This is a genomic window from Lutibacter maritimus (assembly GCF_900116115.1).
Lineage (GTDB): Bacteria > Bacteroidota > Bacteroidia > Flavobacteriales > Flavobacteriaceae > Lutibacter > Lutibacter maritimus.
On sequence record NZ_FOZP01000010.1, the window covers coordinates 22,992 to 49,553 of the forward strand.

Below are 26,562 nucleotides of genomic sequence, written 5' to 3' on the forward strand. Positions count from 1 at the left end.
AAAATCTTATAATCTAATTATGTATCTTTGCAGTCCAAAATTTTAATATGAGATTACACAGAAATTTAGTGTTTACGGTTATCGATTCTATGAAATTAATTTTTAATGAAGGAGAATATGCCGATAAAGTTGTAGAAAAAGCATTAAAAAGAGACAAACGTTGGGGCGCAAGAGATCGTAAATTTGTTGCAGAAACTATTTATGATATGGTGCGTTGGAAACGTTTATACAATGAAATTGCAGGAACAAAATCGCACTATACAACTGAAAACGTTTGGAAAAATTTTGCCGTATTAGCGGTATTAAAAGGTTATAAATTACCTGATTGGAATCAATTACAAGGAGTTCCAGAACGTAGAATTAAAGGGAAATTTGATGAACTTCAAAAAGAACGTGTTTTTAAAGAATCTATTCCAGATTGGATGGATGAATTAGGTGTAAAAGAATTAGGTGTCGAAAAATGGACGAAAGAAATTAGTGCATTAAATGAACAAGCCGAAGTAATTTTACGTGTAAATACTTTAAAAACCACAAAGCTAGCATTGCAAAAAAAGTTAGAAGATGAAGGTATTGAAACCGAACCTATTAGAGGCTATGAATATGCGTTAAAATTAAAAGAACGTGCCAACGTTTTTACTACGGAAGCTTTTAAATTAGGTTTTTTTGAAGTGCAAGATGCCTCATCGCAATTAGTAGCTGAGTATTTAGATGTAAAACCAGGAATGAAAGTTATTGATACGTGTGCTGGTGCTGGCGGAAAATCGTTGCATTTAGCTGCTTTAATGGAAAATAAAGGACAATTAATTTCAACTGATATTTATGAAAGTAAATTAAAGAAATTAAAAATTAGAGCTAGAAGAAACGGGGTACACAACATTACTACCAAAGTAATTGATTCATTAAAAGTAATGAAGAAAATGAAAAGTACGGCAGATAGAGTGTTAATTGATGCGCCTTGCAGCGGCATTGGTGTTTTAAAGAGAAATCCTGATAGCAAATGGAAATTACAACCAGAATTTGTGGACAATATCATTAAAACACAAGCTGAAATACTTGAAGAATATTCACAACTAGTAAAAGTTGGAGGAAAAATGGTGTATGCTACATGCTCTATTTTACCTTCGGAAAACGAAAAACAAGTACAACTGTTTTTAAATAGTCATCCAGAATTTCAATTAGAGAAACAAAACAAAGTTTCAGCATACAAATCTGGTTATGATGGATTTTATATGGCTTTGTTAGAAAGAATAAGTTAGATTTTTTAATAAAAAAACAATTATTTAACATATGGTTTTTAAATTTGCGAATTATTCTCCAAATTTAAACTAAGCATAAATTTTTACTCTTTTTTTTCTTTGTTACAACAGCTACTTTTAGTCAAATTCCCGCTGGATATTATGATAGTGCTTTGGGCACTGGATACACCTTAAAAACCCAATTATATAATATCATAAAAGGTCATACAGATAATGGGTATTCAGGTTTATGGGTAACTTATGAAACCTCGGATAGAGATTATTTCTATGAAAATGATGGTACTATTTTAGATATGTATTCTGAAAATCCATCAGCTTCAGATCCATACAATTATACCATTACAACAGATCAATGTGGAACTTACAGTGTTGAGGGAAACTGTTACAACAGAGAGCACATCATACCGCAATCAGTATTCAATCAAGTGTCTCCTGAACGAAACGATGCACATTTTATAACAGCCACTGACGGAAAGGTAAATGGAATGCGTTCTAATTATCCGCACGGAATGGTTGGAACGGCTACCTATACTTCTCAAAATGGGTCTAAACTGGGCGCAGCATCAAATTCAGGATATGCCGCTGGTTATACAGGAACGGTATTTGAACCTATTGATGAATTTAAAGGAGATATTGCTCGGATGTACTTCTATTTTGCCACCAGATATGAAAACGAATTAACTACTTGGGGCGTTTCTTACGCTATGTTTGATGGTTCTACAAATAAAGTTTTTACCGAGCCTTTTTTAACCATTTTAATGACTTGGCATCAACAAGATCCTGTAAGTTCATATGAAATAGCGAGAAATAATGCTATTTATGCTCGACAAAATAATAGAAACCCTTTTATAGATCATCCTGAGTATGTGGCGCAAATTTGGAGTGCAACACCTGATTCAGAAGCACCCTCTGCTCCTACTAATTTAATCGCTTCAAATGAAACAAATACCACAATCGATTTAAATTGGACGGCTTCCACAGATAATATAGGGGTGACATCTTATGAAATTTTTAAAGATGGTGTGCTGTATAGTTCAGCAGCAACAAATTCACACATAATTACCGGATTAACGCAGAATACTACATATAACTTTACTGTGTATGCTAAAGATGCCTATGGAAATACCTCGTTAGTAAGTAATACTGAAACTGCAACTACCACCAATTTTATTGATGTTACTGCTCCAACAAAACCTACTAATGTTATTGTTAGCAATGAAACGAATGCATCTATAAAATTAACATGGACACCTTCTACAGATGCTATTGGAGTTGCCAATTATGATATTTATGTTGATGGCATTTACCATGCGACTTCTACTGCCACCTCCTATACTGTTACTGGATTAACAGCATTAACCATTTATAGCTTTACCATTATTGCAAAAGATGCTGCAGGAAATTCGTCTGCTGCAAGTGACGCCGTAAATGGCACTACCATAGCAACTCCTTCAATTTGTGCCTCTGAAACTTTTGATACTATTGGAGCAAGTAACTCTAGCTATACAACAGTGACTTGGACAGGAGATAACGGAGGTTCTTGGAGTGCTACGGATGCGCGAACCGATCAGGTTTTAAATGGAAAAGCCATAACTATTAGAAATGGCGCAATCACTTCACCGACTACAGTAAATGGAATTGCCAATTTAACAGTGACTACACAATTGGTATTTACAGGAACTTCTGGAACGTTTGATGTAAAAGTAAATGGCAATTTAATAGGGACCATTCCATATGATGCTACAGAACAAACCACAACCATTTCAGGTATCAACACCAGTGGGAATGTTATTATCACAATTGATGGCAATAGCACTACAAGTAATCGTGTTATTTTTGATGATATTTCTTGGTCGTGCTACTCTGGTGTTGCTGATACAGAAGCTCCTACTGCCATAACTGATTTAAATGCCGCTTCTGTTACAAACACAACGGCCTTATTATCGTGGTCTGCTTCAACAGATAATATTGGTGTATCTCAATATGATATTTATAAAAACGGTGTATACTTAACTTCTGTTGCTACAAATTCATACAATGTTACTGCATTAACTGCAAATACCTCTTATCATTTTACAGTATATGCTAAAGATGCTGCAGGAAATACTTCAGAAGTAAGTAATACATTATCCATTACAACAACCAATACTTCCATAACAGCTTCTGAACTTTTTATTTCTGAATACATAGAAGGATCTGGCAATAATAAAGCCATTGAAATAGCTAATTTTACAGGGAGTCCTATAGATTTATCTGTGTACTCAATAAAGAAACAAGCAAATGGAGCAGGTGCTTGGGTAAATGAAATAGTTTTAAGTGGTAGTTTAGCCAATAACAATGTATATGTAATAGCTAATAGCGGTTCTAATACAACTATATTAGCTGCAGCCAACAGAACAGTCGCTGGTACTCCAATGGATTTTAATGGAAATGATCCGATTGGATTGTTTAAAAATGGTGTTTTAATTGATATTGTTGGAGTTTTAAATAATACTGCCAACTTTGCAATAAATACAACTTTAAGAAGAAAAAGCACTATTACTGCACCTAATACTTCCTACACGGTTTCGGAATGGGATACTTTTGCTTCTGATACCGCAGATGGTTTAGGAACACATACTGTAAGTTCATTATCTGTACCAGAATTTATTGAAAACTTGTTTTCGGTGTATCCAAATCCTACCAATACGCATTCTGTAACCATTTCGTTTAAAAAAGAATTTGGCAACCATGAAGTTCAACTATTTAATTTTATGGGGCAATTACTATATGCTATGGATACTCGTACCACTTTTAAAAATAAAATAGAAGTTAAAAATATTCCTACCGGATTGTATATCCTAAAAGTATTTAACGACCAGTACTTTTCAACAAAAAAAATAATTGTTAACTAATAAAAAAGCGACTCACATTTTGAGTCGCTTTTTATATGATTATTTTTTAAAGTTTATTAAAGTATTGAAACTCCATTTAAATCGGTAGTGAGCACATCACTCATATAATTAAAAAATGGGCGCATTGCTTTAAAACTTTCATTTACATCATGTAAGAAATTAGGAGAAAGCACTTCATCATCTGTAAATTTACGCATAACAATAAATTGCTTCATTCTAATTAAATCCATATCAGGGTGTTCTTTATCAAAACCGCGTGGTGCAGTTTTTAAAGATTCTCCTTCTAATTTTCCAAAATACTTTACAAAGGTTGAATGATTCATAATTTCACGAATTTCAGTAGCATCCATTTCAAATTCTTTACGAATACGCAACAAATCTTCTTTATTAGGTTCCCAAAAACCTCCAGCTAAAAAACTTTCACCTGGTCGAATTCTTAAATAATAACCGCCTCTTAATTTATTGGTAGCTCTTACAAAATTTCCAGCAAAATGTGGTTTATAAGGTGTTTTATCTGGTGAAAAACGCACATCGCGATAAATACGAAACATTTTAAAACTTTCAATAGCATCATGATTTTTTAATTGCTCCATTACAGCATTGTAAAAACTTTTTGCTTTCTTTTGTTCTTGTTGAAATTCATTTTTATGCGCTGCAAACCAATCTCTATTGTTATTTTCTTTCAAAGCTTTTAAAAAATGGATGGTCGTTTTTGATATTGAAATCATATGAGTTAAATTTCAGTTTTTAAAGTTATTAATATTTAACAGTCGTCATGCTGAACTTGATTCAGCATCTCATACAACAAGTTAATAATTATGAGACCCTGAATCAAGTTCAGGGTGACTTTTTATTACTTATGTCTGCCTTCTAAAACGCTCACAATATCTTTTAGCGTATATCCTTTAGCTTGCAATAAAATTAGGTAATGAAATAATAAATCTGCGCCTTCATTTAAAAACAAATCATCATTATTGTCTTTAGCCTCAATCACAATTTCCACCGCTTCTTCTCCTACTTTTTGTGCAATTTTATTGATGCCTTTTTCAAACAATGAAGCTACATAACTTTTTTGAGAATCTGCATTTTCTCGTCGGCTTGTAATTACATTTTCAAGTTCTGATAAAAACCCAAATGATTGTTCATTGACATCATTCCAACAAGTATCAGATCCTGTGTGACATGTTGGACCAACTGGGTTTACTTGAATTAGCAAGGTATCATTATCACAATCATTTTTTATAGAAATAACATTTAAAAAATTACCGCTTTCTTCACCTTTTGTCCATAACCTATTTTTAGTTCTGCTAAAAAAAGTTACTTTATTTGTTGCTGTAGTTTTTTCAAACGCTTCAGCGTTCATATAACCCAACATTAACACTTTATTTGTTTTAGCATCTTGAATAATTGCAGGAACCAATCCATCGTTATTTTTATTAAAATCTATGTTCATTTTTTTATTTTTTATTTCTTTTCAAATCGCCATCCTAAACTTATTTTAGACTAACGTACTCTTATAACCTTACTGGGATATTATTTCTTTTTAATTCGTTTTTTAAATCAACAATTTCAATTTCTTTAAAGTGAAAAACGCTTGCGGCTAATGCTGCATCTGCTTTTCCTTCAATAAAAGTATCGGTAAAATGTTGCATAGTTCCTGCACCTCCTGAAGCTATAATTGGAATATTTACCAATTCACTTAAATTGGCCAATGCTTCGTTTGCAAAACCATTTTTTGTACCATCGTGATCCATGGATGTAAATAAAATTTCACCTGCGCCACGTTGTTCTACTTCTTTTGCCCATTCAAATAATTTTATAGCTGTTGGTACTTTTCCTCCTACCAAATGTACCATCCATTCACCATTTATTTGTTTGGCGTCAATAGCTACCACTACACACTGACTTCCAAATTTTGCAGCTAAATTGTTTATTAATTGCGGATTTTTTACTGCAGAAGAATTGATTGAAACCTTATCTGCGCCAGAATTTAGCAATATTTCAACATCTTCCACTGACGAAATTCCGCCACCCACTGTAAACGGAATGTTTACCTTTTCTGCTACGTGCATGACCAATTCAGCCAAGGTTTTTCTTTTTTGTTCTGTGGCAGTAATATCTAAAAACACCAATTCGTCAGCACCTTCATTTGCATAAATTTCAGCTAATTCTACTGGATCACCAGCGTCTCTTAAATCCACAAAATTTACACCTTTTACAGTTCTACCGTTTTTTATATCTAAACAGGGAATTATTCTTTTTGTTAACATCTTCAAAAGTTAGAAGTTAGAAGTTAGAAGTTAGAAGTATCAATTGCACTTCTAATATCGTAAATCTAACTTTGCATTATAAATTTCTCTATTTGTTTCATACTAATTTTATGCTCGTAAATGGCTTTACCAACAATAGTTCCTTCGCAACCCATTTCAGCTAAGCGAGGTAATTCATCATACGTTGAAATTCCACCTGAGGCAATTAATTTAATCTTCTCAACTGCGCTTGAAGTGACAATGCTGGTTTGATTCAATATTTTTTGATACAAATCAAAAGAAGGCCCTTGTAACATACCATCTTTAGAAATATCGGTGCAAATTACATAACGCACGCCTTCTTTCATGTAATTTTGAATAAAAGGAATTAACTCTTCATTACTTTCTTCTTGCCAACCACTTACGGCAACTTTTTCATCCAGCGCATCGGCACCTAAAATAATTTTATCAGCTCCAAATTTTTGCAACCAGCTTTTAAATATGTCAGGATTTTTAACTGCAATACTTCCGCCAGTAATTTGATTTGCGCCGCTTTCAAAAGCAACACGTAAATCGTCATCAGTTTTTAATCCGCCACCAAAATCAACACTTAAACTGGTATTTGTGGCAATAGTTTCTAATACTTTATGATTTATGATATGACTTGCTTTTGCGCCATCTAAATCTACCAAATGCAAATATTTTACACCGTGTGCTTCAAACATTTTAGCGACTTCTAACGGATTTTCGTTATATATTTTTTCAGTTGCATAATCGCCTTTTGAAAGACGTACACATTTACCGTTGATGATATCTATTGCTGGGATGATTCTCATTGTTTTTTCTATATTGAAAGTTTATAGGTGTTTACTTTTGTCATTCCTGCGAAGGCAGGAATCTATACTAATCTTTTAAAGTATCATTAAACCAATCAGAAGAAAGGTCTAACCATTTTTTATTTTCTTCTTCAATTAATTTAATTTTCCAATCTCGTTTCCATTTTTTCAAATTCTTCTCTCTTTTTATTGCTTCATCAATACTTTTAAAAGTTTCAAAATACATTAATTTATGTACTCCATACTTTTGCGTAAATCCTTTCACAAGTTCCTTTTTGTGTTCATAAACTCTTCGCTGTAAATCGTTTGTAATTCCAATATATAATGTTCCTCTTATTTTACTTGCTAAAATATACACATAATATTGATGTATAGTTTTCATTTACAATCGTTTTATAGATTCCTGTTTTCACAGGAATGACAACGTTAATATATTTATAAATTCAAAAAATTTTGTAATATTTGTGATCCTGCTTTGCTGCTTTTTTCTGGGTGAAATTGTACGCCATAAAAGTTTTTTTCTTGTAATGCAGATGCATATTTTAATCCGTAATTAGTGGTTGCAATAGCTTTATCGTTCATTGGAACATAAAAACTATGCACTAAATACATATATTCTTGCTCTTTGATTCCTTTAAATAAATTGGATTTTAAATTTTCAATTTGATTCCAACCAATTTGCGGTACTTTTTCTGAATCAGAAAATTTAATAACGTCGCAATCAAAAATACCTAATCCTTGCGTATCACCTTCTTCACAATAGTTACACATTAATTGCATTCCTAAACAAATTCCTAAAACGGGTTGTCTTAAAGTTGGAATTACTTTATCTAACCCTGTTGCTTTTAACATTTGCATAGCACTACTTGCTTCACCAACACCCGGAAAAATCACTTTATCAGCATTTCTTATTTCCGCTTCATCGTGACTCAAAACTGCTTCATAACCTAAGCGTTGAATGGCGAATTTTATAGATTGTATGTTTCCTGCTCCGTAATTTATAATGACTATTTTCAATTTATTATTTTTAAAAGTTAGATATTAGAAGTTCAATTGTAAGATTACCCTCATACTTCTAATATTTAATATCTTACTTTACAAAAGTCCTTTGGTGCTTGGCAAAATCATTTTTTCAGCATCTCTTTTAACAGCAGCTTTTATAGCTTTTGCAAAGGCTTTAAAAATACCTTCAATTTTATGATGTTCATTAGTACCTTCTGCTTTTATATTTAAATTACAACGTGCACCATCTGTAAAGGATTTAAATAAATGATAAAACATTTCTGTTGGCATTTCACCAATTTTTTCACGTTTAAAATCTGCATCCCAAACCAACCAATTTCTTCCACCAAAATCTATGGCTACTTGCGCTAAACAATCATCCATTGGCAAACAAAATCCATAACGCTCAATACCCAATTTGTTACCTAAAGCTTTTGTAAAAACTTCACCTAAAGCTATCATAGTATCTTCAATAGTATGATGCTCATCAACTTCTAAATCTCCTTGTACTTGAATGGTTAAATCCATACTTCCGTGGCGTGCAATTTGATCGAGCATGTGATCAAAAAATGGCAAACCTGTTGCAATGTTACTTTTACCTGTTCCATCCAAATTTAATTGGATATAAATTTTTGTTTCGTTGGTATTTCTGGTTAATTCAGCTGTTCTATTATTTAGTTTTAAAAACTCATAAATTTTCTGCCAATCGTTACTTTCTAAAGCAATAAATGGATCTAATTCAGCTCTTTTAACTGTAATTTCATCGGTACCTAAATTGGTATTGTCATTTATAAATATTCCTTTTGCACCTAAATTTTTTGCTAATTCTATATCCGTTAATCGATCGCCAATCACAAATGAATTTTCTAAATCATAAGCATCAGAAAAAAATTCTGTTAACAACCCAGTGTTTGGTTTTCTTGTTGGTGCATTATCTTTCGCAAAGGTTTTATCAATAAACACTTTATTAAATTTGACACCTTCATTTTCAAAACATTGAATTACAAAATTTTGAACAGGCCAAAAGTTTTCTTCGGGCATACTTGTCGTGCCTAAACCATCTTGATTGGTAACCATTACCAGTTCAAAATCTAATTCATTTGCTATTTTTCCTAAATAGGTAAATGCTTTTGGGTAAAATATAATTTTTTCAAATGCATCAACTTGTTCATCTGCAGGTTCTTTTATAATTGTTCCGTCTCGGTCAATAAATAATACCTTTTTTTTCTTCATGTTATAATTCATTTAAAACGCTGCACATTGCTTTGTTTTCTTTTTTAGTTCCAATAGTGATTCTTAAAGTATTTTCACATAAAGGTTGTGTGGTTCTATTTCTTATTACAATTCCTTTTTTCAATAATTGATGGTATCTTTTTACTGCATCATCTACTTTTATTAGTACAAAATTTGCATCTGAAGGATACACTTCTTCTACAAAATGAAGTGTTTTTAATTTTTCAATTATTTTCCCTCGCATTTCTATAAGCGCTTCAATTTCTTCCTGTACTTTTTTAATTACCAACAACCTTTTTAATGCTCTTTGTTGTGATAATTCATTTACATTGTAAGGAGGTTTAATTTTATTTAAAATAGCAATTATTTCAGGCGATGCATAGCAAATTCCTAATCGAATTCCTGCTAAACCATAAGCTTTAGACAAGGTTTGAGTGATTATTAGATTTGGAAATTCATCTAAACGTTCTAACCAGCTTTTTTTAGAAGAAAAATCAATATAGGCCTCATCTATCACAACCAATCCTTTAAAAGTGGTTAATAACACCTCAACAGCTTCTTGTGAAAAAGAATTACCTGTTGGATTGTTTGGTGAGCATAAAAACAAGATTTTAGTATTCTTATCGGCTGCTTCTAATATTTCCTTTACTTTAGGTTGAAAACAACTCGTTAAAAACACTTCTCTTTCTTCAACATTATTCAAGTTTGCCAAAACTTTATACATTCCATAGGTTGGAGGCAATGTAATTACATTGTCAACTTTTGGTTCACAAAAAGCTCTATAAATTAAATCCAACACTTCATCACTTCCATTTCCTAATAAAATTTGATTTGCTGGAACATTTTTAAGTTTTGAAAGTTCAATTTTTAATGCTTTTTGTTGCGGATCTGGATACCTGTTTACACCACTTTCAAATGGATTCTCATTGGCATCTAAAAAAACCATGTTGGTAACATCGTCTTTAAACTCATCTCTAGCAGATGAGTATGGTAGCATTTTTTTAATGTTTTCTCGTAGTAGTTTTTCAATTTTCATTTGTAACAATTATTAATTTCCAAATTTAAAAAAGTTTCTTAAATTTTTCATTTTAAACTGTTTAATCTCAAAGTAACGGCATTTTTATGTGCATCTAACCCTTCTTCTGAAGCTAAAACCTCTATTGCGTTTCCTATCTTTTGAATGCCTATTTCTGAAATTTTTTGAAATGAAATGGCTTTTAAAAATGAATCTAAATTTACTCCAGAATATGCTTTTGTATACCCATTTGTTGGTAAGGTATGGTTGGTTCCGGAAGCATAATCACCGGCACTTTCAGGTGTATAATTACCAATAAAAACAGATCCTGCATTTTGTATTCCGTTTACATAAAAATCGTTATCATTGGTACAAACAATAAAATGTTCAGGGCCATATTCATTAATCAACTCCAACGCAATTTCTTTCGTTTCCACAAAAATTAATTTAGAATTTTCAATGGCTTTTTCAGCTATTTTTTTTCTTGATAATTGTTGCAATTGATTTTCTAAAGCAATTTCTACACTTTTTAATTTTTCTAATGAAGTTGAAACCAAAATAACCTGACTATCTGTACCATGTTCAGCCTGACTTAATAAATCAGACGCTACAAAATCTGCATTGGCGCTTTCATCAGCAACTACTAATAATTCACTTGGTCCTGCAGGCATATCAATAGCCACACCATATTTAGTAGCTAATTGTTTTGCAACTGTTACAAATTGATTTCCAGGTCCAAATATTTTATAAACTTGCGGAATAGTTTCTGTACCAAAAGTTAAAGCAGCAATTGCTTGAATACCACCAACTTTTACAATTTTTGTAACACCACATTGTTGTGCAGCATAAATAATTGCTGGGTGAATTTTTCCTTTTTTATTTGGAGGTGTAGATAAAACAATTTCATCACATCCTGCAATTTTTGCAGGAATTGCTAACATTAAAACCGATGAAAACAATGGTGCTGTTCCTCCAGGAATGTACAAACCTACTTTTTGAATCGGTCTTTTTTCCTGCCAACAAGTAACACCTTCTGTTGTTTCAATAGTAACTTTTGCAGTTTTTTGAGCAGTATGAAAAGCTGTAATATTTGCTTTTGCTAAAGCAATGGCTTGTTTTAGCTCTTCAGAAATTAATTGATTGGCTTCATCAATTTCAGCTTGCGATACAAATAATTCATCTAGCTCAACACCATCAAAAATAGAAGTATAGCGCTTAACACCATCATTTCCATTTCTTTTTACATCAGCAAAAATAGCTGTAACTGTTTCTTCAATAGCTTCTACAGTTTGTGTTGGTCTTTGCAATAGCTCTAACCATACATTTTTTGGAGGGTTTATAACTTTTTTCATTATTTTAATTTTTACTATTATAAAACCATTTTTTCAATTGGCACTACTAATAACCCTTCAGCACCATTTGCTTTTAACTCATCTATTACTTCCCAAAAAGAATTTTTTTCAATTACGGTGTGTATAGAACTCCAGCCTTCTTCAGCAAGAGGTAATACTGTTGGACTTCTCATTCCTGGCAATAATTTAATAACAGCTTGCACTTTATTATTGGGTACATTCATTAAAATATATTTGGAATTGCGTGCTTTTAAAACCGATTGAATTCTGAATTGAAGTTTATTTAAAATTGCTTTATTTTCATCAGAGATATTAGGTGAAACAGCTAATACAGCCTCACTTTTAAGCATAACCTCTACCTCTTTTAAGTTGTTTTTAAATAAGGTACTTCCACTAGAAACAATATCGCAAATAGCATCTGCTAAACCAATATTTGGAGCAATTTCAACCGAACCATTAATTAGGTGAATGTCAGGTGTTACATTAAACTGTTTAAAATATTGTTGAACTGTGTTAGGATACGATGTAGCAATACGCATTCTATCTAAATCTTCTATTCCTTTATATTTAGTTCCTTTAGGCACTGCTAAAGAAACGCGACATTTAGAAAAACCTAAACGCTCAGCAACAATAATATCGCCTCCTTTTTCAATTAAAACATTTTCGCCAATAATAGCTATATCTACCACGCCATCTCTTAAATATTGAGGAATATCACCATTTCTAAGGTACAAAACCTCTAATGGAAAGTTACTGGCTGAAGCTTTTAATTGATCTTTTCCATTGTCTATAGAAATGCCACAATCTTTTAATAATTGCAAGGAATCTTCGTTTAATCTTCCTGCTTTTTGAACTGCAATTTTAATTTTACTCATTTTTTTTGTTGTTATGTTTGAGCAATCTTTAAGGTATTAAAATAATAAACCCGTTTGATTAACTCAAACGGGTTATAAATATATCTTTTTTAATTTTATTCAATACATTTCTAGCTCGCTCGAGTGCAAGTATGGAAATGATGATGATGTAATTGAATAAAACGCATTGTTCTTTAATTTTACATCGCAAATATATACATTTGTTTAAAATAGCACTAGTACAATTGTAAAAAATTTACAAAAAATAATACTTTGTTAACTATTTAACAAAGTAACAAAAATATATTCTTAATTTAAATCGAATGTCTAACGTTAAAACCATTGAAACTTCACGTCTTATACTTCAACAATCTAATATTAAAGATGCTGCTTTTTTTCTTGAGTTGTTAAACACAACTAAATGGTTACTTTATATTGGAGATAGAAATGTACATTCCGTTAAGGATGCGGAAAAATATATAACCGAAAGAATGTTACCTCAATTTAATGAACTTGGGTATGGAAATTATACAGTAATTAGAAAAACTGACGGAATAAAAATTGGAAGTTGTGGTTTATATAACAGAGAAGGCGTTGATGGCGTTGATATCGGTTTTGCATTTTTACCAACATATGAAAGTTTGGGATATGCCTTTGAAAGTGCCCAAGCCTTATTAAATTTGGGTAAAAATAAATTAAAGCTCTCTAAAATAAGTGCGCTTACAACTGAAGAAAACTTGCAATCACAACGACTCATAGAAAAATTAGGACTTAAATTTATTAAAAAAATTAAAATTCCTAATGATAGTGAAACCTTATGTTTATATACCATTACTTTTTAAATTGTTAAAAACTCATTTAACAAATGATTGATTATTATGGTTTGTGTTTACTTACTTTCTAATTATTTGGTTAAATTTGCATTTTTCTAACAATACACTAAAAAATCACTTTATGATTCATTTCTTTGGAAACCAAAACAGCAAAATTTATGCTGTGCAAACGTCAAAAGAACTTACGCAAGAAGACTCAAAAAAATTATTTTGGCTTTTTGGAAATCAACCACAAATAAATCAGGCATCAATCGATGCTTTTTTTATTGGCCCTAGAGCAGCAATGATTACTCCTTGGAGTACCAATGCTGTTGAAATTACCCAAAATATGGCCATTGAAGGCATTATTCGTATAGAAGAATTTTCAGCTTCAACAAAAGATGAAAAATTTGACCCTATGATTTTTCAAAAATATACTGAATTAAATCAAGATATTTTTGACATTCATATTGAGCCAGCTGCAATTTTAGCTATAGAAGATATTGCTACCTACAACAAGCAAGAAGGATTGAGTTTAAGTGATGAAGAAGTAGAATACTTAAATAATTTAAGTATAAAAATTGGTAGAAAACTAACCGATTCTGAAGTATTTGGATTTTCTCAAGTAAATTCTGAACACTGTCGCCATAAAATATTTAATGGAACTTTTGTAATTGATGGTGAAGAAATGCCTACTTCATTATTTAAGTTAATTAGAAAAACATCCGAAACACATCCAAACACCATAGTTTCAGCTTATAAAGACAATGTGGCTTTTGTTGAAGGACCTATTGTTGAGCAATTTGCTCCAAAATCTCCAGACAAACCTGATTTTTATGAGAAAAAAGACTATAAATCAGTAATTTCATTAAAAGCTGAAACCCATAATTTTCCAACAACTGTAGAACCTTTTAACGGTGCCGCAACTGGTAGTGGTGGAGAAATTAGAGATCGTTTGGCTGGTGGAAAGGGTTCATTACCGTTGGCTGGAACGGCTGTTTATATGACCTCCTATTCTCGTTTAAATGAAAATAGACCTTGGGAAAATGGAATGCAAGAACGTAAATGGTTGTACCAAACACCTATGGATATTTTAATAAAAGCATCTAACGGAGCATCTGATTTTGGAAATAAATTTGGTCAACCTTTAATTACAGGTTCTGTATTAACTTTTGAACACCAAGAAGAAGCTCGTAAATTAGGTTTCGATAAAGTAATTATGCAAGCTGGTGGAATTGGTTATGGTAAAGCAGATCAAGCATTGAAAGACAAACCTTCAACTGGTGACAAAATAGTAATTTTAGGTGGAGATAATTACCGTATTGGTATGGGTGGCGCTGCAGTATCATCTTCTGATACAGGTGAGTTTGCAAGTGGTATTGAATTAAATGCTGTGCAACGTTCTAATCCGGAAATGCAAAAAAGAGCTGCCAATGCTATTCGTGGTATGGTTGAAAGTGATAACAATTCAATTGTTTCTATTCACGATCACGGTGCTGGTGGGCATTTAAATTGTTTATCGGAATTAGTGGAAGAAACTGGCGGATTGATTGATTTAGATAAATTACCTGTGGGTGACCCTACACTTTCATCCAAAGAAATTATTGGAAATGAATCTCAGGAACGTATGGGATTGGTCATTGGAAAAGAAGATGCCGCATTTTTACATAGAATTGCAGACCGAGAACGCTCTCCTTATTATGAAGTAGGTGATGTTACAAATGATAACCGCTTTACTTTCAAATCTAAATCAACTGGAGTAAAACCAATGGATTTGGAATTGAATGATATGTTTGGTAGTTCGCCAAAAACAATAATGACCGATAAAACTGTTGTTAGAAATTATGAAGATGTTTCATACGATGTAAAAAATATTCAAACCTACATAACACAAGTATTACAGTTAGAAGCTGTTGCTTGTAAAGATTGGTTAACAAATAAAGTAGACCGTTGCGTGGGTGGTAAAGTTGCTAAACAACAATGTGCTGGATCTTTGCAATTACCTTTAAATAATGTAGGTGTAATGGCGCTTGATTATAATGGTAAAGAAGGAATTGCAACTTCTATTGGTCACGCACCTGTTAGTGCTATTATTAATCCGGTTGCTGGTAGTAGAAATGCCATTGCTGAAGCCTTAACAAACATTATTTGGGCTCCTTTACAAGATAATTTAAATTCTGTTTCATTATCCGCTAATTGGATGTGGCCTTGTAAAAATGAAGGTGAAGATGCACGTTTATATAAAGCTGTAAAAGCTGTTTCAGAATTTGCAATTGAATTAGGAATTAATGTTCCTACTGGAAAAGATTCACTTTCAATGAAACAAAAATATCCAAATGATGAAGTGTTATCTCCTGGAACTGTGGTAATTTCAGCAGCTGCACATTGTAATGATATTACTAAAGTTGTGGAGCCTGTTTTACAAACAAGTCCAAATAATCGTATTTATTATATTAACTTATCTAATGATGCTTATAAATTAGGAGGTTCATCATTTGCACAAACGCAAAGTAAAATTGGTAAAGAAACGCCAACTATTGCGGATGCAGCTAAATTTAAAAATGCATTTAATACCATTCAACACTTAATTAAAGAAGGTAAAATATTAGCTGGTCATGATATTTCAGCTGGTGGAATGCTTACTACTTTATTAGAATTATGTTTTTCTAACGAAAACATTGGTGCAACTATTGATATTTCAAATTTAGGTGAGGAGGATTTTATAAAAGTTTTATTCGCAGAAAATAGCGGAATTATCTTCCAAAGTTCTGACGAAGAAATTCCTAGTATTTTAAACGCTGCTAATGTCGAATTTTTCAATATTGGGAAAGTTGTAAAAGGTGATAATGTAACAATCACTAATCATGGAAATACAATTGAATTTAACGTTGCTGAATTACGTGATATTTGGTACGAAACTTCTTATTTATTAGATGCAAAACAAACTGCCAACAATAAAGCAAAAGAACGTTTTGATAACTATAAAAATCAACCATTAAAATATTCATTCCCTTTAAACTTTACAGGTAAAATTCCTACTGTTGATGCTACAAAACCAAGACCAAAAGCCGCTATTATACGTGAAAAAGGATCAAATTCTGAACGTGAAATGGCAAATGCTATGTATTTAGCTGGTTTTGATGTAAAAGACGTACATATGACCGATTTAATTTCTGGTCGTGAAACGTTGGAAGATATTCAATTTATTGGAGCTGTTGGAGGATTTTCTAATTCCGATGTTTTGGGTTCTGCAAAAGGTTGGGCTGGTGCATTTTTATACAACGAAAAAGCAAAAACTGCTTTAGATAATTTCTTTAAAAGAGAAGATACCTTATCTGTTGGAATTTGTAATGGTTGTCAGTTATTTATGGAATTAGAAGTTATCAATCCAGAACACGAAGTTCACGGAAAAATGTTGCATAACGATTCTCATAAACACGAAAGTAACTTTACATCGGTAACTATTCAAAAAAACAACTCTGTAATGCTTTCAACATTAGCAGGAAGTACCTTAGGCGTTTGGATTTCACATGGAGAAGGTAAATTTAACTTACCAATGGAAGAAAATGCATACAACATTGTTGCCAAATATAGATATGAATCGTATCCTGCAAATCCGAATGGTTCAGATTATAATGTTGCAATGATGAGTAGTAAAGATGGAAGACATTTAGTAATGATGCCTCATATTGAACGTTCAATTTTTCAGTGGAATTGGGCAAACTATCCTTCAGGCAGAAAAGATGAAGTTTCGCCTTGGGCTGAAGCTTTTGTAAATGCTAGAAAATGGTTAGAAAAAGAATAATAGTTACATATACTATTTTAAAACAGCTTTTAGAATATTCTAAAAGCTGTTTTTTTATATAAGTGCTGTAATCTTTTTTATTTTATTCAGAATGAATTATTTCTAAAAAAACGAATCAATTATTTCGAAAAGATAATACGTAACATCATAGAAACCTTATTTTCTAAAACTTTCAAAAATATAGATTACTCATATTTTAAATACTTTATTAAATCAATTTTGGTGGCATTGTATGCTTTTAATCCTACTACTACAAAAACCAATATTATAAGGAGTATTGGTGTAATAATAAATGGTAGCATAGGCATCTCAATTCTATACACAAAATTATCTAACCAATTTTGCATAAGATAATAGGCAATTGGAATTAAAATAACGGAAGCTATTAACGTAATTTTTAAAAAACTTTTTATAAGTTGATACATGATTTCTTCAACTGATGCCCCTAATGTTTTTCGAATGGCTACTTCTTTTAAACGTTGCTGAATTGTTAATGTTGCCAAGGCAAATAAGCCTAATAACGACACTATAATGACTATACATGTTAATATAAAAAATAAAATTTGTTGCTTTTGATATTTCTCATAGGTTTGTGCAAAACGTTTGTTTACAAAATCAGGATTAAACGGATATCCTTGTTCTATGTTTTCATTCCAATATTTCTCTATAAAATTTAATGTTTCTTGCATATTGTTTGGCTTTATTTTAAACTGAATCATCCATAAATTATTTTTCATCCAATCAAAACTATTCCAATGCATAAATGCTGTTGGTGGTATTTCTGTATCAAAACCATATGTATTATAATCTTTCACCATACCTATTATCTTTAAATTTTTTCCATCATTATCATCACCTCCAAAACCTGCATTTACTATTTTACCAATAGGATCATTGTAAATATTTAATGCTTTAGCCAATGTTTCATTAATTAAAATATTCTTAATAGTATCAGAAGCTATTTCTTCTTTAAAACCTCTTCCTTTTAAAATTTTAATACCCATCACATCTAAATAATTATAGTCTATAGCATTTCCATTTGTTTGTACCGAAATATCTTTATAATTAAAATTAGTTGAAAGAGAAGTTCCTCCTCCTATCAAAAAAGAATTAGTGGTAATTGCTTCAATATTTGGATGTTTAATTAACTCGTTTTTAGCTAGCAAGTAATTTTTATACCTATCTTTAAATTTATTCATAGGAATCATTATTACTTGGTCTCCATTAAACCCTAAATCTTTTTGCATCATAAAGCTTACTTGTTCATTTATAATGATTGAGCCTGATAAGAAAAAACCAGAAATTAAAAATTGAATTCCTAACATTAAATTTCTAGCAAAAACACCATGCTTACTTCTTGATACATTTCCTTTTAAGACTTCAACTGCTTTAAATTTTGACAAGTAAATTGCTGGAATAACCCCAATTGAAACTGAAACCAGTATGGCCAACAATACAACTTTTAGTAATAGGTCTATCTCTAATATAGAAATATCTTTACCTATAAAATGATTAAAAGATGGCAAAATAAGTTCTACCAACAGTAAAGAAAATACAAACGCAATAAAACCTTGTAAAACGATTTCTAAAGAATATTGTCTGATTAATGTAGTTTTAGACAATCCTAAAGTTTTCTTTACACCAACTTCCTTTGCTCTTTGTGTTGCTGAGGCTATAGAAAGATTGATAAAGTTTACACAAGAAATTGTAATTAACAAAATAGATAAAGTTAACATAATAATTATCAACTGATAATTACCTTTACCCTCTGGTCCTGCATCACTTGAAATGGTTTTTAATCGAATGTTCTTAATAGATTCGAAAATAGGAGTTGTTCCGTATTTTTCTATAAACTCTTGTGGTGAAATACCATCTCTTTTTGAAGATGGTAAAACTTCATTTTGATACCAAACATCTAGAGCTTTTTTATTTAATATCTCTATATCAGGTTGTTTTGTTGTTTTTACAAACAGAATGTTAGAAAAATTACCCCAATGTCCTTCTGGTTCTTTTTCAAATTGTAGAATTATATTTGGCATAAAATAATGTTTTCCTTCTATTTTATAAACCGTTGTTACAATAAATACCCTATTAAAAATTTCAACAGTTTTTCCTATTGCAGATTCTTTTCCAAAGAAAGTATTCGCTTGTTTTTCTGAAATAGCTATATGATTTCTTGCTTCTTGAAATGTTTTTTCATTCCCTTCAATAATTTTAAATGGAAAAAAATCAAAAAAGTTTGGATTTCCTTGTAGAACTTTTTCAGAAAACAACTCTTTCCCATTTACACTTACCAAAGTGCTTTCATACCAGCCTTCACACAAATAATACGCTAAAATTTCAGGAATATCTTCTTTGTATTTTGGGCCTTCTAAATTATTACTGTTTGACCAAATTTCACCACTAGAAATTTTATGAATTACTCTAAATACTTCTTCTTTATTAGGATTATTTGCATTATAGCTTTGCTCATCATTAAAATATAGTAATACAATTAATAAACCTGCAAAACCTAACGTTAATCCTAAAATATTGATAAGTATGTTTAGCCAATTTTTTTTACTATTTCTAAAAAATATTTTAAACCAAGTTAGTATCATTTCTTTATTTTAATAATTATTGAATAAGTACATCTACTTTATGATTATTTTCTTTTTGAGAAATAATTTCTCCATCTTTTACAGTAATTATTCTAGACGAAAATTGAGCATCATAAGGTGAATGTGTAACCATAATAATAGTTGATCCTGTTGCATGCAATTCTGTTAATAATTCCATTACATCATTTCCACTTTTACTGTCTAAATTCCCCGTTGGTTCATCTGCTAAAATTAGTTTTGGATTTGTTACTAAAGCTCTTGCTACAGCAACTCTTTGTTGCTGACCTCCAGAAAGTTGCAACGGAAAATGTTTAGCTCTATGCGCAATACCAACGCGTTCTAAAATTTCTGTTACACGTTGTTTTCTTTCTACTAATTTTATATTATTATATATTAATGGCAGTTCAATATTCTCATATACCGTTAATTCATCAATCAAATTAAAGTTTTGAAATACAAAACCAATGTTAGCTTTTCGCAAGTTTGATCGTTGTTTTTCATTAAAATTAACAACTTCCGTTTCATCAAAAAGATAACTTCCTCCATTTGGTGCATCTAACATTCCAATAATGTTTAACAAAGTAGATTTTCCACAACCTGAAGCTCCCATAATTGATATAAATTCACCTTTTTTAACTTCTAAACTTAACTTATTTAAAGCGGTTGTTTCTACCTCTTCAGTTCTATAAATCTTTACTAAATCTTTTATTTTTATCATCATTTGTATTTATTAAAAAATTGCAGTTATAATTTCTATAGTCAATACTATTATTAATGCTATTATCATTATTATATATTTTTATTGTTATTTTTTGTTTTAAATTACTGTTCTATATTTATTTCTTCAACATCTTTAAAATCATCATAATTAGAAGTAATTACTTTATCTCCAGCTTTTAAGCCTTCTAAAACCTCGTAATAGAAAGGATTTTCTCTTCCAATTTTAATGTTTCTTTTTACTGCCTTATCCTCAGAATTCAAAACAAAAATCCATTGACCATTTGTGCTTTGATAAAACAACCCTTTCGATACCAATAAAGCTTTACTTTTACCTGATAAAAATACTTTTGTTTTTAAAGACATTCCTCTTTTAATATCAGCAGAAAGTGAATCTTGTTTAAAATTCAACTCTACTTTAAATTGCCCATTATTAATTTCTGGATAAATTTTAGATAACTTTACTTCATAGCTTTTATCATTAACAGCTACGCTACCACTTATGCCATCATATAATTTAGAAATATAATATTCATCTACATTTGCAACTAATTTATACCCATCTAGTACATCAATTTTTCCAATAGGCTGTCCTTGGTTGTAATTCTCTCCTAAAATTGGGTTAAAAGATGATAACAAACCACTGACAGGTGCTTTTACAATAAAATTCTCTTTGTTTTTATGAAGTAATTCTAAGCTTTTTTCCATATTTAACAAAGAAGTGTCTATCCGAGATAATTGTACAACCCTACTTCTTTTTTCTTCGGATACGCTTTTCTTTATCACATTATTTCTCTCTTTTTGAAACGTATATTCTTGTTCTGATTTATAAAAGTCATTTCTAGCAATCACTTCTTTTTTATACAAAGTAGAATCTATTTTATACTGTCTTCTTGCATTTCTAAAATCATTATCTATACTCAATAATTGCTGATCTAAATTTAATTGTTGATTTTTTATACTCACTCTTAAATTTCTTAAATTATTTATCTGCTCTACCATAGCCGTTTCTTGAGTTAAATAATTTAATTCTGCATTAGGATTGTATACTTTTAAAAGTGGCGTGCCATTATTAACAATTTGTCCACTTTCTACAAAAATTTCTGAAACCGCTCCCCCTTGAATTACATTTACTAAAACTGAAGTTTTGGGTTCTACAGTAGCATTAAATAAAATTACATCTTCAAAATCACCTTTAATTACTTCTTGAATTCGTAAAGTATCTCTCTTTAAATTTACTTGCTTTTTATTTGTTACATTTACCAAAATAATTGTTAATAAAAAAATTATTAAAATTCCCCAAAGTAACCCTTTTTTAACTGCTTTATTTTTTGGTTGAAGTTGTTTATCCATCATTATTATATTAATTAAATATTTTATATACCATAAATATGCCAATAAAAAATAAAACGTAAAATCCTAAATATCAAAACTATACAATTGTAGTTATTTTTTTTAGTGTTCAAAATTGAACATTGTTTTGTTCATATTCAAACAATTGATTATTTATGTAATATGAGAAAAAAAGAAGCAACCATTTTGCTGATTGATGATGATGATGATATTTTATTTTCAGCAAGAATTAGTTTAAAAAACTATTTCACCAATATTATTACAGAAAATAACCCAAAGAATATCAATCAACATCTTACAAAAAATTTGATTGATGTAATTTTATTGGATATGAATTACTGCATTGGTTTTGAAGATGGAAGAGAAGGTTTGTATTGGTTAAAACACATTAAAGAAATTAGTCATGAAACTACAGTAATTTTAATGACCGCCTTTGGTAGTATTCATTTAGCTGTAGAAGCTATAAAACAAGGTGCTACCGATTTTATTTTAAAACCGTGGAATTCAGAAAAATTATATGCAGCAGTAAATTCTGGAGTAGAACTCGCTCGTTCTAAACGAAAAAATACGCAATTAGAAACTATTCAAAAACAGCAAGACAAAGAATTTCATCAAAAAACAGAACATATAATTGGTAACTCTACCACTATGCAAACAGCTATTAATTTAGTTAAAAAAGTAGCTCCAACTGATGCAAATGTGCTTATTTTAGGTGAAAATGGAACTGGAAAATACGTGTTTGCAAAAGAAATACATTTGCAATCGAATCGAAAAGATTATCCATTTATTCATATTGATTTAGGTTCTTTAAATGAAAACTTATTTGAAAGTGAATTATTTGGTTATGTAAAAGGCGCATTTACAGATGCTTACAAAGATACAATAGGTAGGTTTGAATTAGCAAAAGGTGGAACTATTTTTTTAGATGAAATTGGTAATTTACCACTGCATTTACAATCTAAACTACTAACTGTTATTCAAAATAGAAAAATAACACGTTTAGGTGAAGGTAAAGAACGAGCAATTGATGCAAGAATTATTTGTGCAACAAATGCTCCTATATATCAAATGGTAGCAGATGAAACATTTAGGCAAGATTTACTCTTTAGAATTAATACCATTGAATTGAATTTACCTCCTTTACGAGATAGAATTGAAGACATTACATTATTAGCCAATCATTTTTTACAAAAATTAACCCTAAAATATAGAAAGAAAATTGGTAGTTTTACTAAAGAAGCCATAAATGCAATGGAAAATTATCATTGGCCAGGAAATATTAGAGAAATAGAACATATTGTTGAACGTGCTGTTATTATTACAGATAATAACCAAATTCAAACTTCAGATTTGTATTTCTCTTCAAAAGGCATGAACATTAATGTCTCTGACAATTTAAATTTAGAAGAAACTGAAAAAGTATTAATTCAACAAGCTATTCAAAAACATCAAGGAAATATTTCTAAAGCAGCAAAAGATTTGGGTTTAACAAGAGCTGCTTTGTATAGACGGTTAGAAAAATATCAACTATAAATGGGAAAACCACAATACATTCAAGTTATAACTAGATTGTTTTTATTAATTATAAATGGTATTATTATTGCTTATAGTTTTAAAAGTAGCTTTTTTATAAATGGAGTTGGTTTTACTTTGCTTCTTATATTTCAACTTTTTATTTTTATAGAATATCTTAAAAAATTATTTTCTGACATAGAAAAATCAATAGACTGTTTATTGTATGAAGATTATTCAAATACAATTTCTGCAAAAAAAAGAAAAAATCCTTTACATAATAAAACTGCTTTATTATTAGATAAACACAGAAAACAGAGTCTTCAAAATTTTTCTGAACGGCTTATTTTTACTAATATTTTAGAAAGTTTAAGCATCGGTATTTTGATTCTTAGAAAAAATACAGATAATGATGTTACTGTTTTTCAAATTAACAATGCATTTGTTCAATTTTTAAAAATTCCAAAATTTTACAACTGGAATTTACTACAACAAAAACTTGGGAAATTATCAAACTTTATCAACAAGTGGGAAGAAATTAAATATACAATTTCATTAAAAATTAATGAAAATCAAGAATCTTTTTTCTTAAAAACATCGGTTACACAAACTAATGAATTTGAATATCTTATTGTTTCCTTAGAAACCATTCAACAATTAATTGACCAAAAAGAAAAAGAAGCTTGGTATAAATTAATGAATGTTATGTCTCACGAAATTATTAATACTATTACACCAATTAGCAGTTTAGCAGAAAATTTAGGCTCATTGTTACTAGAAGAAAACACAGATGAAGATACTATTTCTGAATTGTCCGAAGGATTAGATATAATAAAAAAACGTTCACATCATTTAACTTCTTTTGTAGATGCCTACAGAAAACTTACAGAGCTACCACTGCCAAATAAAGAGAACATTGATCTAATTAATATTATTAACAACACAATTCTTCTTTATAAGCAAGAATTTACATCACGAAATATAAAAGTTCTATTTAAAGCCAAAAATAAAATAACATTAAATGCCGACAAACAGCAAATTGAACAAATACTTATAAATTTAATTTCTAATTGTTTATATGCTTTAGATAGAACTGAAAACCCTACCATTGAAATTAAAGTTTCAGAAGAAATTAATCGTATTCATTTACAAGTAATTGATAATGGCATTGGAATTTCAAGCGAAATAAAAGACAATATTTTTATTCCTTATTTTACTACAAGAAAAAACGGTTCTGGTATTGGTTTAACACTTACAAAAAGTATTGTTGAAGCACATAAAGGAATTATCTATTACAATTCAATAAATGGAAAATCAATATTTACTTTAAGTTTCCCTATTTAAATATATGGATACTAAAATTTTATAACATTTATTTTAAAAAGCTAAAGCTTTTGAAAATGCTAAAAGTTGGTTAATAAAATACTATTTATTTGAATACTAATAAAATAACTTCTTTAATATTATAATGATTTATTTTGTTTTCCCATATAAATAACCATATAGAGTTCCAACAAAAAATGCTCCCCCCACAATATTGCCTAAGGTTGCTGGAATTAAGTTCTTCACTATAAATGTTGTCCAAGTAATATCAGCACCTTCAAAAATAGCTAATGGAATAAAGTACATATTAGCAATACTGTGCTCAAATCCCATAGCTACAAACGCCATTACAGGAAACCAAATAGCTAATATTTTTCCAGTAGTATCTTTTGCTGCCATTCCTTGCCATACTGCTAAACAAACCAACCAGTTAGCTCCTATTCCTTTAAGAAAAGTAACTAAAAAAGTATGACTCGTTTTTCCTATTGCAATTTCACGTACAGCATCTACAAATGGCGCATTACTTACTAAATGTGTTAAATGTGTAATTACATAGGCAACAAAAACAGCACCTACAAAGTTACCAACATATACTAACCCCCAATTTTTAAAAACTGTGCCTATTTGTTGTTTTTTTACTAAAACATTTGGCATAAAGTAGGCGTTATTACCCGTAAAAAGTTCAGCACCTAATATTACTACCAAAATAAGTCCTAGCGGGAACATTGCTCCAAAAAGAAACTTTGTAATTCCTGGGTTACTAGCTGCAATACCCGGAGAACCACCGCCTACAATTATGGCTAACAAACCACCAAAGGCAATATAAGCACCCGCCAAAAAGGCTAAAATTAAAGTTTTAGATACTTTATATTTTCCTTTAGTTTCTGCAATTTTACTTACTATTTCAATAACTTCTTTGGGTGTATTCATTATAAAAAATTTATGTTGCTTTTAAACACGCATTAATTGATTTTTACTTCTTTAAAATATTTTTTGAGGATTGCTGCTGCTTCCTCTAATTCTTCAGGTGTATTTTCTCGAGCATCTTTTAATTGGTACTCCCAACCTAAGGCTTCCCATTTGTGTATTCCTAATTTATGATACGGTTGTATTTCAATTTTTTCAATGGTTTTGAATTCCTTAAAATAATTTCCCATAGCGTGTAATAATTCTGGCTTACTTGTAATTTCAGGAATTAACACATAACGCAACCACATATTTTTACCTGATGCTTCTCTGTGCGCAGCAAAATTAAATGTAGTTTCTTTACAACTAACACCTGTTAAAGCAAAATAACCTTCTTCTGTCATGTGCTTAATATCTAGCATTACCAAATCGGCATACTCATCAATTAATGTTTTTGCGAAACTGTTTAAAATTCGCCCATTGGTATCAACATTTGTATGAATACCTTCTTCTTTTAATCGCTTAAAAAAAGGTATTAATTCTTTGGCTTGTAATAATGGTTCACCACCTGAAACGGTAACACCACCTTTTTTACCAAAATAAGGTTTCATTTTTAAGGCGATTTCAACAAGTTCTTCTATTTTATATTCAGTTCCTCCTGATGTTTCTATGGTATCAGGATTATGACAATACAAGCATTTTAGTTTGCAGCCTTGTAAAAAAACAACCAAACGAATACCTGGCCCGTCGTGAGTTCCAAACGATTCAATCGAATGTACTCTCAGTGTATTTTCTTCTGTTTTGATAGTCTTTATTTTTTTGTAGTTAGTAAAAAAAGCATTG

21 protein-coding genes are annotated in these 26,562 nt (G+C 30.4%); 6 read left to right on the top strand and 15 right to left on the bottom strand.

The features are described 5' to 3' along the window. Nucleotides 1-47 precede the first annotated feature (47 nt). The gene (locus BM335_RS14535; protein WP_090230065.1) at nucleotides 48-1,256 is read left to right on the top strand and encodes an RsmB/NOP family class I SAM-dependent RNA methyltransferase; all 1,209 of its coding nucleotides are present in this window, start codon (nucleotides 48-50) and stop codon (nucleotides 1,254-1,256) included. A 152-nt stretch (nucleotides 1,257-1,408) separates the two neighbouring features. Then, nucleotides 1,409-4,150, top strand: coding sequence for an endonuclease (locus tag BM335_RS14540; protein WP_090230069.1), 2,742 nt, complete (start codon nucleotides 1,409-1,411; stop codon nucleotides 4,148-4,150). 56 nt (nucleotides 4,151-4,206) lie between these two features. Here the strand turns inward: BM335_RS14540 and BM335_RS14545 are convergent, their stop codons facing one another. The 10 genes from BM335_RS14545 to hisG all read right to left on the bottom strand — a co-directional run bounded on the left by BM335_RS14545 (nucleotide 4,207) and on the right by hisG (nucleotide 12,712). Then, nucleotides 4,207-4,878, bottom strand: coding sequence for a DUF2461 domain-containing protein (locus tag BM335_RS14545; RefSeq protein WP_090230075.1), 672 nt, complete (start codon nucleotides 4,876-4,878; stop codon nucleotides 4,207-4,209). 125 nt (nucleotides 4,879-5,003) lie between these two features. After that, a complete protein-coding gene (gene hisIE / locus BM335_RS14550) occupies nucleotides 5,004-5,603 on the bottom strand; it encodes a bifunctional phosphoribosyl-AMP cyclohydrolase/phosphoribosyl-ATP diphosphatase HisIE (protein ID WP_090230079.1) in 600 nt (199 codons plus the stop codon). A 61-nt stretch (nucleotides 5,604-5,664) separates the two neighbouring features. Next, a complete protein-coding gene (hisF, locus tag BM335_RS14555) occupies nucleotides 5,665-6,420 on the bottom strand; it encodes an imidazole glycerol phosphate synthase subunit HisF (protein ID WP_090230092.1) in 756 nt (251 codons plus the stop codon). Between the two features lie 65 nt (nucleotides 6,421-6,485). Beyond that, entirely contained in the window at nucleotides 6,486-7,235 is a 750-nt protein-coding gene (hisA, locus tag BM335_RS14560) for a 1-(5-phosphoribosyl)-5-[(5-phosphoribosylamino)methylideneamino]imidazole-4-carboxamide isomerase (RefSeq protein WP_090230097.1), read from the bottom strand. A 67-nt stretch (nucleotides 7,236-7,302) separates the two neighbouring features. After that, nucleotides 7,303-7,617: a GIY-YIG nuclease family protein gene (locus tag BM335_RS14565; protein ID WP_090230102.1), complete on the bottom strand. Its 315-nt coding sequence runs from the start codon at nucleotides 7,615-7,617 to the stop codon at nucleotides 7,303-7,305. A 53-nt stretch (nucleotides 7,618-7,670) separates the two neighbouring features. Continuing rightward, nucleotides 7,671-8,252, bottom strand: coding sequence for an imidazole glycerol phosphate synthase subunit HisH (hisH, locus tag BM335_RS14570; protein ID WP_090230105.1), 582 nt, complete (start codon nucleotides 8,250-8,252; stop codon nucleotides 7,671-7,673). 78 nt (nucleotides 8,253-8,330) lie between these two features. Continuing rightward, nucleotides 8,331-9,470, bottom strand: coding sequence for a bifunctional histidinol-phosphatase/imidazoleglycerol-phosphate dehydratase HisB (gene hisB, locus BM335_RS14575; protein WP_090230395.1), 1,140 nt, complete (start codon nucleotides 9,468-9,470; stop codon nucleotides 8,331-8,333). Between the two features lies 1 nt (nucleotide 9,471). After that, nucleotides 9,472-10,506: a histidinol-phosphate transaminase gene (hisC, locus tag BM335_RS14580; RefSeq protein WP_090230109.1), complete on the bottom strand. Its 1,035-nt coding sequence runs from the start codon at nucleotides 10,504-10,506 to the stop codon at nucleotides 9,472-9,474. A 47-nt stretch (nucleotides 10,507-10,553) separates the two neighbouring features. Beyond that, entirely contained in the window at nucleotides 10,554-11,837 is a 1,284-nt protein-coding gene (gene hisD / locus BM335_RS14585; RefSeq protein WP_090230112.1) for a histidinol dehydrogenase, read from the bottom strand. 17 nt (nucleotides 11,838-11,854) lie between these two features. Further along, nucleotides 11,855-12,712 (bottom strand): ATP phosphoribosyltransferase, encoded by an 858-nt coding sequence (gene hisG, locus BM335_RS14590; RefSeq protein WP_090230118.1) that lies wholly within the window; start codon nucleotides 12,710-12,712, stop codon nucleotides 11,855-11,857. A gap of 302 nt (nucleotides 12,713-13,014) precedes the next feature. Here hisG and BM335_RS14595 point away from each other — a divergent pair, with 302 nt between their 5' ends. Continuing rightward, on the top strand, nucleotides 13,015-13,533 hold the full coding sequence (locus BM335_RS14595; RefSeq protein WP_090230122.1) for a GNAT family N-acetyltransferase: 519 nt from the start codon (nucleotides 13,015-13,017) through the stop codon (nucleotides 13,531-13,533). A 112-nt stretch (nucleotides 13,534-13,645) separates the two neighbouring features. Then, on the top strand, nucleotides 13,646-17,308 hold the full coding sequence (gene purL, locus BM335_RS14600; protein WP_090230127.1) for a phosphoribosylformylglycinamidine synthase: 3,663 nt from the start codon (nucleotides 13,646-13,648) through the stop codon (nucleotides 17,306-17,308). A gap of 185 nt (nucleotides 17,309-17,493) precedes the next feature. Here the strand turns inward: purL and BM335_RS14605 are convergent, their stop codons facing one another. The 3 genes from BM335_RS14605 to BM335_RS14615 form a co-directional block, all read right to left on the bottom strand. Continuing rightward, nucleotides 17,494-19,908, bottom strand: coding sequence for an ABC transporter permease (locus BM335_RS14605; protein WP_090230130.1), 2,415 nt, complete (start codon nucleotides 19,906-19,908; stop codon nucleotides 17,494-17,496). 16 nt (nucleotides 19,909-19,924) lie between these two features. Further along, the gene (locus BM335_RS14610) at nucleotides 19,925-20,626 is read right to left on the bottom strand and encodes an ABC transporter ATP-binding protein (protein WP_090230134.1); all 702 of its coding nucleotides are present in this window, start codon (nucleotides 20,624-20,626) and stop codon (nucleotides 19,925-19,927) included. A 104-nt stretch (nucleotides 20,627-20,730) separates the two neighbouring features. After that, nucleotides 20,731-21,978: an efflux RND transporter periplasmic adaptor subunit gene (locus tag BM335_RS14615; RefSeq protein WP_177219223.1), complete on the bottom strand. Its 1,248-nt coding sequence runs from the start codon at nucleotides 21,976-21,978 to the stop codon at nucleotides 20,731-20,733. 162 nt (nucleotides 21,979-22,140) lie between these two features. Between BM335_RS14615 and BM335_RS14620 the strand changes: the two genes are divergently transcribed. After that, nucleotides 22,141-23,511, top strand: a complete 1,371-nt coding sequence (locus BM335_RS14620) for a sigma-54-dependent transcriptional regulator (RefSeq protein WP_090230144.1) — start codon at nucleotides 22,141-22,143, stop codon at nucleotides 23,509-23,511. Further along, nucleotides 23,512-24,834 carry a sensor histidine kinase gene (locus BM335_RS14625; RefSeq protein WP_090230147.1) on the top strand — a complete coding sequence of 441 codons (1,323 nt, stop codon included), beginning with the start codon at nucleotides 23,512-23,514 and terminating at the stop codon, nucleotides 24,832-24,834. A 129-nt stretch (nucleotides 24,835-24,963) separates the two neighbouring features. Here the strand turns inward: BM335_RS14625 and BM335_RS14630 are convergent, their stop codons facing one another. Together BM335_RS14630 and pflA are read right to left on the bottom strand one after the other, a co-directional pair. Then, a complete protein-coding gene (locus BM335_RS14630) occupies nucleotides 24,964-25,743 on the bottom strand; it encodes a formate/nitrite transporter family protein (protein ID WP_090230151.1) in 780 nt (259 codons plus the stop codon). Between the two features lie 32 nt (nucleotides 25,744-25,775). Continuing rightward, complete coding sequence (gene pflA, locus BM335_RS14635) at nucleotides 25,776-26,534, bottom strand: pyruvate formate-lyase-activating protein (protein WP_317041046.1); 759 nt, start codon at nucleotides 26,532-26,534, stop codon at nucleotides 25,776-25,778. Nucleotides 26,535-26,562: the final 28 nt, after the last annotated feature.

Bases quoted from the DNA above. Each gene is read 5' to 3' on its own strand.
- BM335_RS14605 (WP_090230130.1), bottom strand. From the start codon at position 19,908: ATGATACTAACTTGGTTTAAAATATTTTTTAGAAATAGTAAAAAAAAT.
- hisD (WP_090230112.1), bottom strand. From the start codon at position 11,837: ATGAAAAAAGTTATAAACCCTCCAAAAAATGTATGGTTAGAGCTATTG.
- hisA (WP_090230097.1), bottom strand. From the start codon at position 7,235: ATGAGAATCATCCCAGCAATAGATATCATCAACGGTAAATGTGTACGT.
- hisF (WP_090230092.1), bottom strand. From the start codon at position 6,420: ATGTTAACAAAAAGAATAATTCCCTGTTTAGATATAAAAAACGGTAGA.
- purL (WP_090230127.1), top strand. From the start codon at position 13,646: ATGATTCATTTCTTTGGAAACCAAAACAGCAAAATTTATGCTGTGCAA.
- BM335_RS14535 (WP_090230065.1), top strand. From the start codon at position 48: ATGAGATTACACAGAAATTTAGTGTTTACGGTTATCGATTCTATGAAA.
- hisC (WP_090230109.1), bottom strand. From the start codon at position 10,506: ATGAAAATTGAAAAACTACTACGAGAAAACATTAAAAAAATGCTACCA.
- hisG (WP_090230118.1), bottom strand. From the start codon at position 12,712: ATGAGTAAAATTAAAATTGCAGTTCAAAAAGCAGGAAGATTAAACGAA.
- BM335_RS14610 (WP_090230134.1), bottom strand. From the start codon at position 20,626: ATGATAAAAATAAAAGATTTAGTAAAGATTTATAGAACTGAAGAGGTA.
- hisB (WP_090230395.1), bottom strand. From the start codon at position 9,470: ATGAAGAAAAAAAAGGTATTATTTATTGACCGAGACGGAACAATTATA.
- BM335_RS14565 (WP_090230102.1), bottom strand. From the start codon at position 7,617: ATGAAAACTATACATCAATATTATGTGTATATTTTAGCAAGTAAAATA.
- BM335_RS14545 (WP_090230075.1), bottom strand. From the start codon at position 4,878: ATGATTTCAATATCAAAAACGACCATCCATTTTTTAAAAGCTTTGAAA.
- BM335_RS14625 (WP_090230147.1), top strand. From the start codon at position 23,512: ATGGGAAAACCACAATACATTCAAGTTATAACTAGATTGTTTTTATTA.
- BM335_RS14615 (WP_177219223.1), bottom strand. From the start codon at position 21,978: ATGGATAAACAACTTCAACCAAAAAATAAAGCAGTTAAAAAAGGGTTA.
- BM335_RS14630 (WP_090230151.1), bottom strand. From the start codon at position 25,743: ATGAATACACCCAAAGAAGTTATTGAAATAGTAAGTAAAATTGCAGAA.
- BM335_RS14595 (WP_090230122.1), top strand. From the start codon at position 13,015: ATGTCTAACGTTAAAACCATTGAAACTTCACGTCTTATACTTCAACAA.
- BM335_RS14620 (WP_090230144.1), top strand. From the start codon at position 22,141: ATGAGAAAAAAAGAAGCAACCATTTTGCTGATTGATGATGATGATGAT.
- hisIE (WP_090230079.1), bottom strand. From the start codon at position 5,603: ATGAACATAGATTTTAATAAAAATAACGATGGATTGGTTCCTGCAATT.